Origin of the sequence: Nocardia sp. NPDC051321 (assembly GCF_044455225.1) — a bacterium.
Taxonomy (GTDB): Bacteria; Actinomycetota; Actinomycetes; order Mycobacteriales; family Mycobacteriaceae; genus Nocardia.
This window is the reverse complement of sequence record NZ_JBITEM010000002.1, coordinates 458,271-474,392: the sequence shown is the minus strand read 5'-3', so window position 1 is coordinate 474,392 and position 16,122 is coordinate 458,271. Positions and strand designations below refer to the sequence as shown.

General features: G+C 67.2%; 17 protein-coding genes. 11 read left to right on the top strand and 6 right to left on the bottom strand.

Going from position 1 to position 16,122, the window contains the following annotated elements; translation table 11 throughout:
- Positions 1–22 precede the first annotated feature (22 nt).
- The 9 genes from ACIA8C_RS06280 to ACIA8C_RS06240 all read left to right on the top strand — a co-directional run bounded on the left by ACIA8C_RS06280 (position 23) and on the right by ACIA8C_RS06240 (position 9,250).
- Entirely contained in the window at positions 23–628 is a 606-nt protein-coding gene (locus tag ACIA8C_RS06280) for an NADPH-dependent F420 reductase (protein WP_397131476.1), read from the top strand.
- Positions 629–802: 174 nt separating this feature from the next.
- Entirely contained in the window at positions 803–1,357 is a 555-nt protein-coding gene (locus ACIA8C_RS06275; protein ID WP_397131474.1) for a hypothetical protein, read from the top strand.
- Positions 1,358–1,553: 196 nt separating this feature from the next.
- Positions 1,554–2,480: a BadF/BadG/BcrA/BcrD ATPase family protein gene (locus ACIA8C_RS06270; protein ID WP_397131472.1), complete on the top strand. Its 927-nt coding sequence runs from the start codon at positions 1,554–1,556 to the stop codon at positions 2,478–2,480.
- A 73-nt stretch (positions 2,481–2,553) separates the two neighbouring features.
- Positions 2,554–4,083, top strand: a complete 1,530-nt coding sequence (locus ACIA8C_RS06265; RefSeq protein WP_397131470.1) for a sodium:solute symporter — start codon at positions 2,554–2,556, stop codon at positions 4,081–4,083.
- Positions 4,083–5,255 (top strand): anhydro-N-acetylmuramic acid kinase, encoded by a 1,173-nt coding sequence (locus ACIA8C_RS06260; protein WP_397131468.1) that lies wholly within the window; start codon positions 4,083–4,085, stop codon positions 5,253–5,255. Before ACIA8C_RS06265 ends, ACIA8C_RS06260 begins: the two co-directional genes overlap by 1 nt.
- The gene (locus ACIA8C_RS06255) at positions 5,242–6,117 is read left to right on the top strand and encodes a MurR/RpiR family transcriptional regulator (protein WP_397131466.1); all 876 of its coding nucleotides are present in this window, start codon (positions 5,242–5,244) and stop codon (positions 6,115–6,117) included. The genes ACIA8C_RS06260 and ACIA8C_RS06255 overlap by 14 nt, the downstream gene beginning before the upstream one ends.
- Before the next feature lie 47 nt (positions 6,118–6,164).
- Positions 6,165–7,067, top strand: coding sequence for an N-acetylmuramic acid 6-phosphate etherase (gene murQ / locus ACIA8C_RS06250; RefSeq protein WP_397131464.1), 903 nt, complete (start codon positions 6,165–6,167; stop codon positions 7,065–7,067).
- Between the two features lie 67 nt (positions 7,068–7,134).
- Positions 7,135–7,698, top strand: coding sequence for a phospholipase D-like domain-containing protein (locus ACIA8C_RS06245; protein WP_397131462.1), 564 nt, complete (start codon positions 7,135–7,137; stop codon positions 7,696–7,698).
- 52 nt (positions 7,699–7,750) lie between these two features.
- Positions 7,751–9,250: an alpha/beta hydrolase gene (locus ACIA8C_RS06240; protein WP_397131460.1), complete on the top strand. Its 1,500-nt coding sequence runs from the start codon at positions 7,751–7,753 to the stop codon at positions 9,248–9,250.
- Between the two features lie 15 nt (positions 9,251–9,265).
- Here ACIA8C_RS06240 and ACIA8C_RS06235 read toward each other — a convergent pair whose 3' ends face one another.
- The 5 genes from ACIA8C_RS06235 to ACIA8C_RS06215 all read right to left on the bottom strand — a co-directional run bounded on the left by ACIA8C_RS06235 (position 9,266) and on the right by ACIA8C_RS06215 (position 13,711).
- Positions 9,266–10,141, bottom strand: a complete 876-nt coding sequence (locus ACIA8C_RS06235) for an alpha/beta fold hydrolase (protein ID WP_397131458.1) — start codon at positions 10,139–10,141, stop codon at positions 9,266–9,268.
- Between the two features lie 132 nt (positions 10,142–10,273).
- Positions 10,274–10,834, bottom strand: coding sequence for a hypothetical protein (locus tag ACIA8C_RS06230; RefSeq protein ID WP_397131456.1), 561 nt, complete (start codon positions 10,832–10,834; stop codon positions 10,274–10,276).
- Between the two features lie 27 nt (positions 10,835–10,861).
- A complete protein-coding gene (locus ACIA8C_RS06225) occupies positions 10,862–11,830 on the bottom strand; it encodes a DNA polymerase domain-containing protein (protein WP_397131454.1) in 969 nt (322 codons plus the stop codon).
- 31 nt (positions 11,831–11,861) lie between these two features.
- Positions 11,862–12,467 carry a M23 family metallopeptidase gene (locus ACIA8C_RS06220; protein WP_397131452.1) on the bottom strand — a complete coding sequence of 202 codons (606 nt, stop codon included), beginning with the start codon at positions 12,465–12,467 and terminating at the stop codon, positions 11,862–11,864.
- Positions 12,468–12,529: 62 nt separating this feature from the next.
- Complete coding sequence (locus ACIA8C_RS06215) at positions 12,530–13,711, bottom strand: cytochrome P450 (protein ID WP_397131450.1); 1,182 nt, start codon at positions 13,709–13,711, stop codon at positions 12,530–12,532.
- Positions 13,712–13,805: 94 nt separating this feature from the next.
- On the opposite strand from ACIA8C_RS06215, the gene ACIA8C_RS06210 reads away from it, so the two are divergent.
- Positions 13,806–14,615: an SAM-dependent methyltransferase gene (locus tag ACIA8C_RS06210; RefSeq protein ID WP_397131448.1), complete on the top strand. Its 810-nt coding sequence runs from the start codon at positions 13,806–13,808 to the stop codon at positions 14,613–14,615.
- Positions 14,616–14,633: 18 nt separating this feature from the next.
- Here ACIA8C_RS06210 and ACIA8C_RS06205 read toward each other — a convergent pair whose 3' ends face one another.
- Positions 14,634–15,887: a fatty acid desaturase family protein gene (locus tag ACIA8C_RS06205; RefSeq protein ID WP_397131446.1), complete on the bottom strand. Its 1,254-nt coding sequence runs from the start codon at positions 15,885–15,887 to the stop codon at positions 14,634–14,636.
- 63 nt (positions 15,888–15,950) lie between these two features.
- Between ACIA8C_RS06205 and ACIA8C_RS06200 the strand changes: the two genes are divergently transcribed.
- A complete protein-coding gene (locus tag ACIA8C_RS06200; RefSeq protein WP_397131444.1) occupies positions 15,951–16,103 on the top strand; it encodes a hypothetical protein in 153 nt (50 codons plus the stop codon).
- Positions 16,104–16,122 lie beyond the last annotated feature (19 nt).

Below are 16,122 nucleotides of genomic sequence, written 5' to 3'. Positions count from 1 at the left end.
TACAACCACTGAGGAAAACATCATGAGCACCATCGGCATACTTGGCTCCGGACGCGTAGCGACCGCACTGGCGAACAAGCTGGCCACCGCAGGACACGAAGTCGCCCTCGGCACCAGAAACGCCGACGCGCTGAACTGGGCCGGCGCACCCATCACCATCGCCGACTACGAGTCGACAGCGCGCGGCGCACAGATCATCATCAACGCCACTCCCGGCGACGGCGCGATCGAACGACTCGGCGCACTCGCCGCGGCGCTGGCGAACAAGATCCTCGTGGACGTCTCGAACCCGCACAGCCCCAGCGGATCCGAACCCAGCCTCGCCGAACAACTCCAAACCGCGCTACCCGCCACCCGAGTCGTGAAGACACTCAACACCATGTTCTTCACCGTCATGACCGACCCGCACAGCCTGCGCGTGCCGCCAACCGCCTTCCTCTCCGGCAACGACGATTCCGCGAAAGCAGTGGTCACCGCGCTGCTCACCGATCTCGACTGGCCCGCCGAGTGGATCGAAGACCTCGGCGACCTCAGCACCGCCCGCGGCACGGAAGCCCTGATGCTGCTTGTCCCTTCGCTCATCCGGAACCGGGGATTCGTCCCATTCGCCTTGACCGTCGCGGCCTGAATCCCCTGCGCCCTTTATCGATTCGGCACAAATAAATACACCGGATTTCGTTGCGCGGAATTCGCGGAATCGATCACTAGACGCGCGCCGCGGAGCGAGAATGGAGGTGGCCTGATCCGGCTTCACGGGGACGTATCGGCTGTTATGGCCGAGGAGAACATGTGGGGAAATATGATGAAAGTCAAAGGATTTGCCACCGCCCTTCTCGCAGTAGGGGCCACCGGAATTACCGCGGGCGTCGTCGACGCTCAACCGCTAACGGAGCCATCGGCCGAGGTCAGCGTGTCCAGCGTTGATCATGGAGTCGGATACACCACGGCAACCGACGGCAGCGGGGTGCGCACCACCGTCGACGCCGGTGTCTTCGCGCTGACCAGCGATGCTGCCGCGGTCACCCTGACCGACGGCGTCGGCAATGTCATCGCGACGCTACCCACCTCCTTCACCGCGAACGGCCAGACTTTCGCCCTGCGGCCCCAACTCACCGATGCAGGGCGCACCCTGACCATGACACCCGTCAGTGCCCCGGAAATCAGCTCGCACCTGGCACAACTCGTCGATCAGCAAGACGACACCGTGGCCCGCAAGCAGTACAACGCGGGCGTCGGCGCACTGATCGGCGCGGGCATCGGCGCGGTGATCGGGTTCTTCCTCGGCGGCGTCGGCGCGCTGGTCACGATTCCGATCGGCGCGGGCATCGGCGCCCTGATCGGTTACTCCACACCGTGATCGGCTGAACCTCGGCTGACGCGGGCACCCGCAGACTGTCCGCGTCAGCCGAGCAGTACGGGCCGCGTGCGGCCGGTGAAACTACTTGTGCGTCTGATCCACGTACCCGCCCTTGGCGCTTTCCCCAGTTCTCGTCGTCGATGAATGTTCCCGACGTAGCACACCGGAACGCGGGCAACCGCGCGAGGATGGTCGGATGACCGACCACGTTCTCGCGATCGACCTCGGTAAAACCGGCTGCCGCGGTTCCCTTCGGCTCGACGGACGCGAGACGCGATCCGCAGACGGGCCCGGCGCACCCGGCCTCGCCAACGCGGGCGGCGTCGTGGCGGCGGACAGCGCGATTCGCGCGGTGGTCGCGCGGTTGGCGCTGGCCGACACCACCTTCACACTGTTCGTCGGTGCCGCGGGTGCCGCCGCCGCGCCGGACGCGGCCGAACTCCTCGCGCGGCGGCTGGCCGATATCCCCGGCGCGCGATCGGTCGCCGTCACCTCCGACGCCGTCACCGCGCACGCCGGAGCGCTCGGCGGCGCGCCCGGCGTGGTGCTGGCCGCCGGGACCGGCGCCGTGGCCACCGCGGTCGACGCGGCGGGACGATTCACCAGGACCGACGGCTGGGGTCCGCTGCTCGGCGACGAGGGCGGCGGTGCCTGGATCGGGACCGAGGGACTGCGCGCCGCGCTGCGCTGCTTCGACGGGCGCGGCGCCCATACCGAACTCGCCGCGAAAGCCGCCGAGCAGTACCGGGTGCGGCTCGAAGAACTACCGAAACACCTTGGCCAGCACGAGAATCCGGCCCTGCTCGCCGCGCGCTTCGCCCCCGTCGTCGCGGCGGCCGCCGGGACCGACGACACCGCGGCCGCCATCATGACGGCCGCGGGCCGCGCGCTCGCGCGCACCGTCCTCGCCACGATCGACCGGTCCGGCATCACGCCGCCGGTGCCCTACGCGATCACCGGCGGACTGGCCAACCTCGGCCCGGCGCTGCTCGACCCGCTCGACGCGGCGATAGCGCGGGTGATCGATCGCCGGACCGCGCACGGCGGCCCGATCGACGGTGCCGCGCTACTCGCCGTCGACCCGAACACGGTGCTGGAGGCATTGGTGGTGCGAATCACGTGACACTCATTGACAGAACTCAAGTCGGCCCTGACACTTACTTTCAATCCGCCAGTCGCGTTACCGAGGAGCTGCGATGAACGCACTCAACGTCGCCGTCATCGTCGTCTACCTCGTCGTTGTCGCGTGGATCGGCCTGCGCCTTTCCGGCAAACAGAAGTCGAGCACCGACTACTTTGTCGGCGAAGGCAAGATGCCGTGGTGGACGGTGTGCTTCTCGGTCGTGGCGACCGAGACCAGCGTGCTCACGGTGATCTCGGTGCCCGGCGGCGCGTACACCGACCAGGCCTTCGGCAACGTCGAGCTGGCCATCGGATACATCATCGGCCGCACCATCGTGGCGACCGCGCTGATCCCGCTGTACAAACGCGGCGGCTTCGTCAGCGCCTACCAGTATCTCGAGCTGCGCTTCGGCCGCTACCTCCAGGGCGTCGCCTCAGTGACATTCGTGTTCACCCGGCTGCTCGCCGAGGGCGTGCGGCTGTTCGCCTCCGCCATCCCGATCAAGCTGCTGCTCGCCGAGTTCGGCCTCGACCTCGGCTACGACATCATCATCATCGCGCTGACGCTGCTGACCGTCGTGTACACCTACCTCGGCGGCATCAAGGCGGTCATCTGGACCGACGCGCTGCAGATGGGTCTGTACCTGTCCGGCGCGATCATCGCGATCGGCGTGCTCACCGGTCACGTCGGGGCCAAGGGCTGGTCGGACGCGTTGCACAACGGCAAGTTCCACATCTTCGATACCGACTTCGGCCTGGCACACGTGCTCACCAGCACCTTCGCCCTGCCGACGGCGATCGTCGGCGGCGCGATCTTCGCGATGGCCTCGCACGGCTCCGATCAGCTGATCGTGCAGCGCATCCTGTCGACGCGGACGCTGCGCGACAGCCAAAAGGCGATGATCGGCTCCGGCATCTTCGTCGCCATCCAGTTCGCCGCGTTCTCGCTGGTCGGCGCGCTGCTGTGGTCGTACAACGGCGGGAAGTCGCCCAAGGAGCTCGGCCTGGCCACCGCCGACAACCTGTACCCGAACTTCATCCTGCACGGATTGCCGGTGGTGATCTCCGGGCTGCTTGTCGCGGGCATCCTCGGCGCCGCCATGGGATCGCTGTCCTCGGCGCTGAACTCGATGGCGAACTCGACCGTCGCCGACATCATCCGCAGTTTCTCCCGCCGCGAGATCTCCGATGACGCGCTGCTGAAGCTGGCGCGCTACATGACACTCGTCTGGGCGGTGCTGATGGCGCTGTTCGCGATGGGTTTCAGCGCGACGACCGGCAACGTGTACCTCACCGCGCTGACGATCGCCGGGTATACCTACGGCGCGCTGCTCGGCGCGTTCCTGCTCGGCCGGCTTATCAAGCGCGCCAACCAGTTCGACGCGGTGCTGGCGTTCGTGGTCACGGTGATCGTGATGACCTTCGTGGTGCGGGTCATCAAGATCGATGTGACCGTCGCGGGGAAGGTGACCGAAAAGGGCATCGCCGCGCAGTGGCTGGTGCCGATCGGGGTGCTCGTCACGCTGGTCGTCGGCGGGGCATCGAGCCTGTTCCATCCGGCGCCCGCGCCGACCCCACCGGAGCCGGTCGAGGCGGTGGCCTAGTGCGCGTCATCGGATTGATGTCCGGCACATCGCACGATGCGATCGATGCGGTCGGCGCGGATATTCAGCTGCGAGACAGCACTATTCACGTCGAGGTGATCGGGCAGCTGAGCCGCGCCTACCCCGATCGGCTGCGCGCCGAACTCATCGCCGCGCTGCCGCCCGGCACGGTCGAGCTGGCCACGGTATGCCGGCTCGATACCGCGATCGGACAGGAGTTCGCGGCCGCCGCCGATGCCGCGGCGCGCGAGTTCTTCGACGGCACAGCCGATCTCGTCGCGTCGCACGGTCAGACCGTCTACCACTGGGTGGCCGACGGAAAGACTTACGGCACACTGCAACTCGGCCAGCCATCCTGGATCGCGGAGTTGACCGGGCTGCCGGTCGTCAGCGATTTCCGCTCCCGCGACATCGCCGCGGGCGGGCAGGGTGCGCCGCTCGTGGCGCTGTTCGACCTGCTGTGGCTCGCGGGGCGGCCAGGACGCTCGGCCGCGCTCAATATCGGCGGCATCGCCAACGCGACCGTCACCGGCCCGACCCCCGTCGCCTTCGACACCGGCCCGGGCAACGCGCTGATCGACGCGGCCGTCGAACTGGCGACCGGCGGTACCGAACACTTCGACCGTGACGGCCTGCGCGCCGCGCGAGGAACGGTCGACGAAGGGCTGCTCAAAGCGCTGCTCGCCGAAAACTACTACCGGGCGGCACCGCCCAAGACGACCGGCAAGGAGCTGTTCAACCGCGCCTACGTCGAGCGAGTGTTGCCGGACTACCCGCTCACCGCAGACGATATCGTCGCCACCATGACCGTCCTGACCGCCCAGACCATCGCCGACGCAGTGGCGCCGTTCGAGCCGGACGAAGTGATCGTGTCCGGCGGCGGGACCCGGAATCCGACGTTGATGGGCATGCTCGGCGAGCGATTGGGTACCGCGACCCTATGCACCTCCGACGAGCTCGGGCTGCCGTCGGCCGCCAAGGAGGCCGCGGCGTTCGCCGTGCTCGGTTTCCTCACGATGCACGGGCTCCCCGGTAGTCATGCCGCGTGCACCGGAGCGTCGCGGGCGGCGGTGCTCGGTTCCATCACGCCGGGCGCGGACCGGCTCCCGCTGCCCGAAACGCCCAGCGCGGCACCGCGACAGCTCAGGCTGGTGAGCCATGTCCGAGGGTGACGACGTTCGCACTCGCTTACTCGGGGCGATTCCGCGGCTCACCCCGACCGGGCTGCGGGTCGCCCAGGTAATCCGCGACGATCCCGCCGCCGCCGCGCAATTGACCGTCAGCGAGCTTGCCGAGCGCGCTTCGACCAGCACGTCCGCGGTCGTCCGATTGTCCAAAGCCCTTGGCTACGAAGGCTATCCGCAGCTGCGGCTGGCACTGGCGGCCACCAGCAAGGACGACGGCTCGCCGGTGTTCGCGACCGACATCGCCGGCGACGACCCGCTGTCGAAGGTGCTGCTCAAGCTCACCGCCTTCGAGACCGAGGGCATGGTGGCCACCGCGGACCTCGCCGATCCGGCGACCATGGCCGCGGTCGTCGACGCCCTGGTGCACGCCCGGCGCGTCGAGCTCATCGGGATCGGCGCGTCCGGGCTGGTCGCGATGGACATGGCGCAGAAGCTCACTCGGATCGGAATGTGGTGTGGCGCTTGCACATCGGAGGACGACGCGCTGGTCCAAGCCAGCCTGCTCGAGGCCGGCGACGTGATCATCGCGTTCTCCCATTCCGGCGAAACCGCCGCGATCGTCGACGCCGTCGACCGCGCCGTCGGCAGACCGACGACCACCGTCGCCGTCACGGCGGGCGCACAGTCCAGGCTCGCGCGGTCGGCGGCGCACACGGTGCTGGTGGCCGGTCGCGAGGACGGTTTCCGTTCCGCCGCGATGGCTAGCCGGATGAGCCAGCTGCTCATCGTCGACGCGCTGTATATCGGAGTCCTGCAACGCACACCTTCGGCCGCGATCGCGCTGCGCCGAACCTATGACGCCGTGGCGGATCGCCGGATCTCGCGCGGCACGCGGAAGGCGACATGACCGCTCCACTCGTTCGACCGGCATTGCCCTATGACCCAGGAGGCGATATGAGCGAGCTCAGCACCTTGACGACCGAGGAAGCGAATCCGCGGACATCCGCGCTCGACTCCATGTCGGTCGAGGAGTTGTTGCGCACCATGAACTCCGAGGATGCGGGCATCGCTTCCGCTGTCGCACAGGCGATTCCGGAGATCACCAGGGCTGTCGATCTGATCGTCGCCGCGCGCAGGCACGGCGGCCGGTTGATCTACGTCGGCGCGGGGACCAGCGGCAGGCTCGGCGTGCTCGACGCGGTCGAGTGCCCGCCCACCTTCGGCACCGCGCCCGACGAGGTGATCGGAATCATCGCGGGCGGCCCGGTCGCCTTCGCGCACGCGGTCGAAGGTGCCGAGGACGACCCGGGCCGTGCCGTCGACGACCTCTCCGATATCGACCTGACCGCCGACGATGTGATCGTGGCGCTGGCGGCGAGCGGCCGGACCCCCTACGCGATCGGCGCATTGCGGCACGGCCGATCCATCGGTGCCGCCACCGTCGGCGTCTCCTGCAATCGCCACGCCGAGCTGAGCGAGCACGCCGACGTCGGCATCGAAATCGAAACGGGCCCTGAGATATTGACCGGCTCCACGCGCCTGAAGGCGGGCACGGCGCAGAAGATGGTGTGCAACATGCTGTCGACCGCGACCATGGTGCAGTGCGGCAAGGTCTACGGCAACCGCATGGTGGACCTGAAGCCCACCAACGCCAAGCTCGTCGACCGGTCCCGCCGCATCATCGCCGATGCCACCGGCGTCGACTACGCCACCGCCGCCGCGCTGCTCGACGCCGCCGACGGCCACCCGAAGACCGCGATCGTCATGCAGCTGGCCGGCGTCGACGTGGCGGCGGCCAGGAAGCTGCTGGCCGGTGCCGGCGGATTCGTCGGGGCCGCCGTCCGCGGTGGCAACTGAGCGGTGCAGTCGGGCGACTTGCTGTCGCCTCCGGCTCGCCAGCCGATATCGCCGGTACGGTGCAGTTATGCCCTTCGTGATCGATGGTCCGATGACGTGCTACTTGATGCCCGACGACCACGCGGAAGCCGAACAACGCTTCCTCGAGCTGGTCGCGGCGCCGGGCGAAACCTGGCTCATCGCCTACGGTTTCACCCTGACCGATGCCGCCGACAACCTGATCGCCGCGCACAACCGCGGCGTGCCGCTACACCTCTACCTGGATCACACCCAGTCCTCGGGCCATACGCAGCAGCCGATCGTGCAGCGGCTGGTGGACGCCGGAGTGGAGGTCACCATCGGCACCAGCACCAGTGGCCGCAAATACATCTGCCACACCAAGGGACTCGTGGTGGACACCCCGGGCGGCCCGCAATGCTGGGAGGGTTCGGTCAACTTCAGCGCCACCGGTTGGCTGCAGGTCAACACCGCGATGAATTTCGGCGCGCAGGTCTGGCGCGACCATTTCGTCGCCCAGTTCAACACCCTGCGCCACTACGCTTGGACCGAGGAACGCGAACTACAGCTCATGCAGGCACCCCCGGCCGACTTCGGCGACGAGTCTATTCCGATGCTCCCGCTCTCGGTCTGAATGCCGGACAGTCGCACCGAACCGATCTCACCGACCTGGAGGGGTATCCGCGATGGGCATCAAAAACGCAGCGCGCCTGGCACTTTCCGCCATGGCCGCCGTCGCGTGCTGCGCCGGATGTGGCACCGGCGATAAGCCGGACAACACACAACCCATCGCGTGGGGCTCCTGCCCGCCTACGTATGGCACCGCCGTGCAATGCGCGACCATCGACGTGCCCCTCGACTGGAATGATCCGGGCGGCAAGAAGATTCAAGTCGGCGTCAATCGGCTCCCCGCGAGCGACCCGGCGCGCAAGATCGGGGATCTGGTGTTCAACCCGGGCGGGCCCGGCGGCGCGGGCACCGAGATCGTGGCGGCCGAAGGCGCCGAACCCGGCCTGTTCCCGGCGAGTATCCGGCAGCGCTTCGACCTGATCGGATTCGATCCGCGCGGGGTCGGCACCAGTCGGCCGTCCATTCATTGCGATCCCGATCTCGCCAACCGACCGCCGAACCAATTCCCGAGCAGTCAGCAGGAATTCGACAACCTGGTAGCCGCGAATCGGGCATTCGGCGAGTCCTGTCAGCGCCTGACCGGTGATCTGCTCGACCATGTCGACACCGTGCACGTCGCCCGCGATCTGGAAGTGCTGCGCCAACGCCTCGGCGGCGCGCCACTGAACTACCTCGGCCTGTCCTACGGCACCGAGATCGGCGCAGAGTACGCCCGCCTTTTCCCCGACAAGAGCCGCACCCTGGCGCTGGATGGAGCTCTCGTCCATTCCCAACCGGCGGGCACCATGAGCTACTACGAATCCATCGCCTTCGAAGACAGCTGGAACCGCTTCGCACAGTGGTGTCGATCAGCCACCGAATGTGTACTGCGCGACCAGGATCCGTCCAAGATCCTGGACGATCTGGTCGCCAGGGCTGCGCAACAGCCGCTGCCCGCCCCGGGGTGCCAGAGCTCCGGTGCGTGCCGCAACGGGTTCGACGCCTTCGACCTGCTGACCAACATCCAGGCACAGCTGATCTTCAAGGACCCCATCCCTGGTTTCGGCACCGAGGGCTGGGCGGGCCTGGCCTCCGCGCTCGACCGGGCCCGCAACGGTGATGCGAGCGGGTTGGCCCCGTCGGTGCAAACCGCCGACAGCAACCACGCCGACCTCGCCGTCGGCTGCGCGGATTTCAAGGCGGACTTCGATACCTACTCCGCATTGCAAGCCCAGCAGACGCTGCTCAGCACCGTCGCGCCGCACACCCGCGGCGTCAGTCAGTCCTACGGCTACGTCGCGCGCTGCCAGGGCTGGCCCGCCGAATTCAGCAATCCCCCACGGGAAACCAGTGCCGAGCCCACCATCACGCCGCTGCTGGTCAACGCAACCCACGACCCGTCGACGTCCTACGGCTGGGCACAGCTGATGCTCACCCAGATTCCGGGAGCCGTCCTGGTGACCCGCGACGGTGACGGACACACCTCGTTCCTGCACCCGGGCCGAACCCAGGACATCATCGCCCGCTATCTCATCGACGGCACCGCACCCGCCACGGGCCTGGTGCTGCCCGACTAGGACACGCCCTGGCCGTCAGTCTTTCGGCCAGTGCCGATCCAGGAAGTCGGCGATGAGCGGTGCGATGTCGGGGAGCTTTTCCTCGAGGGCGAAGTGGCCGGTGTCGAAGATGTGCAGTTCGGCATCGGGGACGTCATAAAGATAAGCGTGCGCGCCGGGTTCCGGGAAGAAGGGGTCGTTGCGACCCCAGAGGATCAGGGTCGGCGGGGTGGCGGTGCGCAGCCATTCCTGCCACTGCGGATATCGGGCGACGTTGGAGTGGTAATCGAAGGCCAGCGCGACCTGGGCTGCCTTGCGACCGGGCAGCTCGAGGAAGTGCTGGTCGAGAGTCCAGCCGTCCGGCGCGAGCAGGTCGGGGTCGAAGACACCGTGCTCGTACTGGCCGCGAGTGCCGGGCAGGGTCAGCAGCTCACGGATGGCGGGTTCGGCGGCAGGCTGGTCTGGACGTAAGGCGACGAAATCGCGGGCTCCGTCGGAAAGTCCCTCCTCGTAGGCGTTTCCGTTCTGCACCACCAGCCCGGCCACCCATTGTGGGTGCCTGGTCGCGATGCGGAAACCGACCGGCGCGCCGAAATCGAAGGCGTACAGGAAGAATTGCGTGAGTTCCAGCTGCTTCAGGAAGCCTTCGACGATGTCGGCCAGCCGGTCGAAGGAATAGGTGAACGACTCGGGAGCTTCGGTGTGCCCGAAGCCCGGATAGTCGGGCGCGATGAGCCGGTAGCTGCGGCCGAGCGCGTCGATCAGCCGACGGAACTGGTGTGACGCGGACGGAAAACCATGCAGCAGGAGCAGAACCGGTGCGTCGTCGGGTCCGGCCTGCCGGTAGAACACTCGAACCCCGTCGACCTCGACGAACTTGTGCTCGACCCGAGGTAAATCATTAACCGGCATCGCTGGCCCTTCTCCTGATAGCCCAATCCGGCGCCGTAGCGCCGGGACTGGTGAAACCACCGGGAGTACGCGGGCATTCCCCTAGGCCCCAGCCGCATCTCCAGCTGGGGCCGGTCGCCAGATCTACTACGGCTATGCCGAACCCACCGCGACCCTGTTCAGGGTGAAAGTGCCCAGATCTGTCTTCTTGTGGTCTGTGGTGGTATTGCTGACGTCGGCCGTAAAACTGATCGGCTTGTTGTTCGCATCGCAGAGCACCGTCGACACGACGGCGTCGAGGGTGCTGCCGTCGCCGATAAGCTGCGTTCCGCTCCATTTTGTCAGCACATTCTTCGCGTCCACCGTGAATTGGCCGAGCCAGACCACCGGCTCGGAGCCCGCTTTGGTGTACTTCGTCTCCCCGAAGCCGATCAGACCGTTGAATCCGGTCACCAGCGTATTGTGCTCGCCCCCTTTCCATCCCCCGTCGTAGGAGTTGCGATCAGATACCGCCGCACAGGTAGCCGCGTGTGCGGCAGGCGCGACCCCGACCAGCAAGCCCATCCCGAACACCCCAGCCAACACCAGCACCAAGCCCTTGACGGACGGCAAAATACTTCCAGGTAGCACCTTTTGAATCCCTTCCATTTCTGGTAGCCGAGATAACCGACCAGCCAGTATTGCAAGAGAATTCACGCGCACCGGCGCGGGCACGCGGAGAAATCAACCGCACAATCCGATTTACGTCTCAGGTGGCGAATTTTCCCGCCGCGCGCGGGCACGGCGTTTACCCTCGTGCATTGCTTGAACGCGGGCGATGGGAATAGTGTGCCCTTCCTCGATGAGATCGGCGGGCAGCGTTTGTGGTTCGGGCATCTCGTCGGCCCATGGGTCTCGATCGCCGAGCTGGCCGGGTGCGGAGCGGACGGTGAAATCGCGGGGCGTGACGTTATCGAGGTCGGACCAGCCGACCGGAAAGGACACCGTGGTGCCCGGCCGAATTCGAGGACTGTAGGCGGCCACGACCGTCGCGCCGCCCGCGCGGGTGGAGTCGAGGAAGACACGCCCAGCACGGTCTTCGACGATGAAGGCGGTGGTGGCGAGGTCGGGATCGAGGCGCTCGGCCCGCGCCGCGACCGCGCGGGTCGCCGCGGCGACGTCCTCGATGGCGAGGCCGGGTACCAGCGGTACGAAGACGTGCACACCCTTGGCGCCACTGGTTTTCACCGCACCGGCTAGGCCGTCATCGGCGAGCGCCTCGCGGATCAGCTTCGCGGCAAGCACGGCCTGACGGAACGGCTGATCCGGTGGTGGGTCGATATCGAGGATCAAATGCGTCGGGCCCTGACCGCGATCGGCGAGCAGCAGCGTCGGGTGGTACTCGACTGCGCGCTGGTTGCCGAACCAGACCAGCGTGCGGACGTCGTTGCCCAGCGCGTAGGTCACCTCCCGGTGCGAGCTCTCGGCCCACACCGTCACCCGGGGCACCCAGTCCGGGGTGTACTTGGGCAGGTTCTTCTGCATGAACGGTTCCTGCCCAGGCCGGACCCGTTTCACCGACAGCGGACGATCCCGCAATTGCCGCACCAGCCGCTCGCCGACGGCCTCGAGGTAGTCGACCAGATCGCGCTTGGTCGCCTCGGCACCGTCGAACAGCGGCTTGTCGAGATTGGTCAGCGTTACCCCGGCGCGGACCTCTGCACTGCCCATCGGCTCACCTTGCCCGCCACGGGCAGCGCGGTCAACCCGAGTGTTTTACCGGCGGCAACGCAGCAAGCGCATCGACGACGGTGCGGTGGCGCCCGTCCTGGTCGCGGCCGAGCTGCGGCCAGCCCATGCCGTCGGGACCGCACAGCTGGGTCCACACCGCGCGAGTCCGGTCGAGCAGTTCGCGCTGTTCGTCGTCGCCGAGCGCCCAGAGGAAATCGCCGGGAAAGCAGGCATCACCGAGCCAGGCCATCGGGTCGATCTTGGCCGCGGGGTCGTACCCGTACGGCATGACGCTCAGATGCAGGTGCGGGCCGGTGGATCCGCCGTTGTTGCCGACGTAGGCGATCAGCTGCCCCGCCTCGACGCGGTCACCGACCGTCAGTCCGGTGGCGCGCGCGTCCCACATGTGCCCGTATTCGCTCACCCCGCCGCCGTCCGCGGCCGGATGGTCGATGACGATCCACTCGCCGTACCCCGCGGCGGCGCCGAGATATAGCACCGTGCCGCCCGCGCACGCGTAGATCGGGGTCCCGTCGGGCGCCGGAAAGTCCTGCCCGGTGTGGAAACCGTCCTCGCGCGGGCCGAACGGCGAACCGATGGTCAGTGTTTCGCGGGCGATGGGCCAGTATCGGGTCATGAGTGCCCTCCTCTCCGATCGGATATCGGGAGCAGGGCACCGAACGTGCGGGTTCGGTCCGCTCAGCGGGCCGTGATGGTGGTGGGCAGGGCGGCGAAGCCGCGAGTGTTGGAGGCGTGGACGCGACGCACGCCGTCGGGGTCGATGTCGTAGTCGGCGACGTTGGCGACGATCTCCTCGAGTGCGACGCGCATCTGCAACTGGGCGAGATTGACGCCGAGGCAGTGGTGGCGACCGCTGCCGAAGACCAGCGACGCACTGGTGTCGCGGTCCAGGTCGAACGTGTCGGGATCCGGGAAAACCTCGGGGTCGCGATTGGCGGACCCGATCACCAGGAGCATGCGCGCTCCGGCCGGGACCGTCACCCCGTGCAGCTCGAACTGCTCGGTCGCCGTGCGCAGCGTGGTCTGCGTCGACGGTTCGTAGCGCATCGCCTCGGCGATCCACTCGTCGATCTGGCCGTCGAACGCCTTGCGACGCTGGTCGGGGTGCTGCCACGCGGCGTGCCAGAGGTTGCCCATGGTCAGCATGGTGGTCTCGATGCCCGCGCCGACGAGCAGGATGAGCACCCCCACGATCTCCTCCGGGGTGAGCCGATCGTCGCCGTCCGCCGCCTCGAGCAGGCCGGAGAGCAGGTCGTCGCGCCGGTCCTGGCTGCGCTTGATGGTCAGATCGGTGTAGTAGCCGATGACCGCGCCGATCGCCTGCACCGCCTCGGGGCGCAGGTCGGTGGATTCCTCGTCGTTGTACATGATCTCCATGCCGAGCTTGCGGAGCATGTCCCGGTCGGCCTCGGGTACGCCGACCAATTCGGCGATCACCTCGGTCGGGAAAGGACCCGCGAATTCGGACATCAAATCGAAGCTGCCGCGCTCGAGCATGGGCGCCAGCAGCCCGCGAGCGATCTCCCGCAACCGGGGCGCCAACCCCTGCACCCGGCGCTGGGTGAAGGCACGCGCGACCAGCCCACGCAGCCGGGTATGCCGCGGCGGATCCATCGCGACGAAGGAGAACATCTGCTCCGCCTGCGGCCCCCAGAACGCCGGTTCCATCCGGATGGAACCGTTCGCGTTCGAGAAACGATCCGAATCCCTCAGTGCGGCAAGGACATCCGCGTGCCGGGAGAGCGCCCAGAAATCATCGGTATCGTTGCGGTAGACCGGCGCCTCAGTTCGCAGCGCGGCGTAGTACGGGTATGGGTCGCGGTGTACGTCAAAATCGTAAGGGCTGTACTGCAGTGGCATGGCGGAGCCTTCCGGTCGGTGCGACGTCACCATCGCTACCGGTTCGCAACTCGAGCTGACATGATGACAATAGTCGAGATGAATTGAGGGCGTTGTGAACTCGGAGCCGGTAGCCGCGAAGATCGATGTGTCGAAACCGCATCCGGCGCGCCGGTACGACTACTGGCTGGGCGGTAAAGACAATTTCCCGGCCGATCGGGAGTCCGCCGACGTGGTGGCCGAGGCATTTCCCACCGTTCGCCTCGCCGCGCTGGAGAATCGCAGCTTCCTGCGCCGCGCGGTGGCCTACCTCGCCGACGAGGGCGTCCGGCAGTTCCTCGATATCGGGGCCGGCCTGCCCACCGCGGGCAACGTGCACGAGATCGCGCAGAGTATCGCCCCCGAATCGCGCGTCGTCTACGTCGACAACGACCCGATCGTGCTGGCGCACGCCCGCGAACTGCTGAACAGTTCACCGGAGGGCGCGACGGCTTATCTCGACGCGGACATCCGCGATCCCGACCGCATCCTCAACCACCCCGACCTGACCAGGGTCCTCGACATGAACCAGCCCGTCGCGCTGATGCTGGTGGCCATCATGCACTTCATGACCGACGACGACGGCCCCTACGAACTGGTGCGCAAGCTCTGCGACGCGCTGCCCTCGGGCAGCTACCTGGTGATGACCCACGCCACCAGCGACCATCTCTCCGCCGAGGAACTCGCCGAGACGAACGCGGCCAACCTGCGCAGCGGCGTTCCGTTCCGGCTACGCACCACCGAGGAATTCACCCGCTTCTTCACCGGCTTCGACCTGGTCTCCCCCGGCATCGGCTCGGTGATGACGTGGCGGCCCGGCGAGTGGCGACCCCATCCGAGGCCGGAGGCGGTCTCCATGCTCGGCGCGGTGGCCCGCCTCCCCTGACCGCCTGCGGATCAGCGGTCAGACCGGATCGATCCGAATCGGGCGTCGCCGCATGGCCACGCGAGACATCTCGGCGTGGCGCAGCGCGGTCCGCAGGCCGTTGCGGCCGACTGGGCGTCCGTTATCGGGCGCGTCGATTACCTTGTCGCCGTGGAACTTTCGTTCCGAGGCAGTTTCCGGAGCGTCGTCGGGCGTCGCGGTCAGGAAGCTGTCCGGCAGCGCCAGTTTGTGAATGGTGCGCAGGGTCAGCAGATATTGGTGCAGCAGTGTCCCGCTGGTGTAGGGCAGGTCGTACTTTTCGCAGAGCGCCCTTACCCGCAGCGCGATCTCGGCGTACCGATTGCTCGGCAGATCGGGGAACAGATGGTGCTCGATCTGGTAGCAGAGGTTCCCGCTGAGGAAGGCCAGCATCGGGCCCGCGTCGAAATTCGCGGTGCCGAGCATCTGCCGCAGATACCACTCCCCCTTGGTTTCGTCCGCCACCACCGCCGGCTCGAATTTCTCTGCGCCATCAGGGAAGTGGCCGCAGAAGATCACCACATAGGCCCACAGGTTGCGCAGCACATTCGCGCTCGCGTCCGCGGCAAGGGTGCGCCGCCAGCGTCGCCCGCTCATCGCCGGGAAGAGCAGATAGTCCTTGCCCGCCTGCCTGACGATCTTCCCCAAAAGCGCCTTGGTCTGCGCGGCCTTCTGCGCCGCGCCCTCCGCGCGATCGCGTTCGGAATACAGACCGTGCAACGCGATACCCCACTCGAAGGCGGCCGCCAGCAATAGGTTTCGCAGCGGCTGCAGGAGATGTCCCGGCTTCCACTGTTCGTCGCGAGTCACCCGCATGACGCCGAAGCCGATGTCATCGTCCATGCCGAGCACGTTCGTGTAGATGTGGTGGCGATAGTTGTGTGAATAGCGCCACTGCGCCGACACACCGGCCATGTCCCACTCCCAGGTGCTGGAGTGGACCTCAGGGTCGTTCATCCAATCCCACTGGCCGTGGCAGACGTTGTGGCCGATTTCCATGTTCTCGATGCTCTTCGCCAGCGCCAGCCCGGCGGTCCCGGCAAGCCAGCCGGTGCGGCCGCGGCTGAGCTCGATCGTCAGCCGGGCCGCGGCATCGAGGGCACGCTGGAACGTGATCGTGCGGCGGATGTAGGTCGCGTCGCGGGCACCACGCCGCTCCTGAATGTCGCTCCGGATCGCATCCAACTCGAGCCCGAGCGCCTCGACATCCCCCGCGCTCAGGTGCGCATAGGCAGTGACGTCACTAATTGCCATTCTTGGTGCCCTCGAGTTCCGTCACAGCGCGTATCTACAGCGTAGGCGTACATCGTTGAACACATGCTCTGGATGACGAGGTACGACAACGCCTGGATGCTCGACAGCGGCGCCGAGATCGCGTTCGCCCACTTGCCGCTCGATGCCACCGACCCCCAATTGCGTTTCGTCACAAGCGATTTTCGCACCCGCTGGTGGCGCCACCTTCACTCGTGACCTCTCATCTGCTCGATCG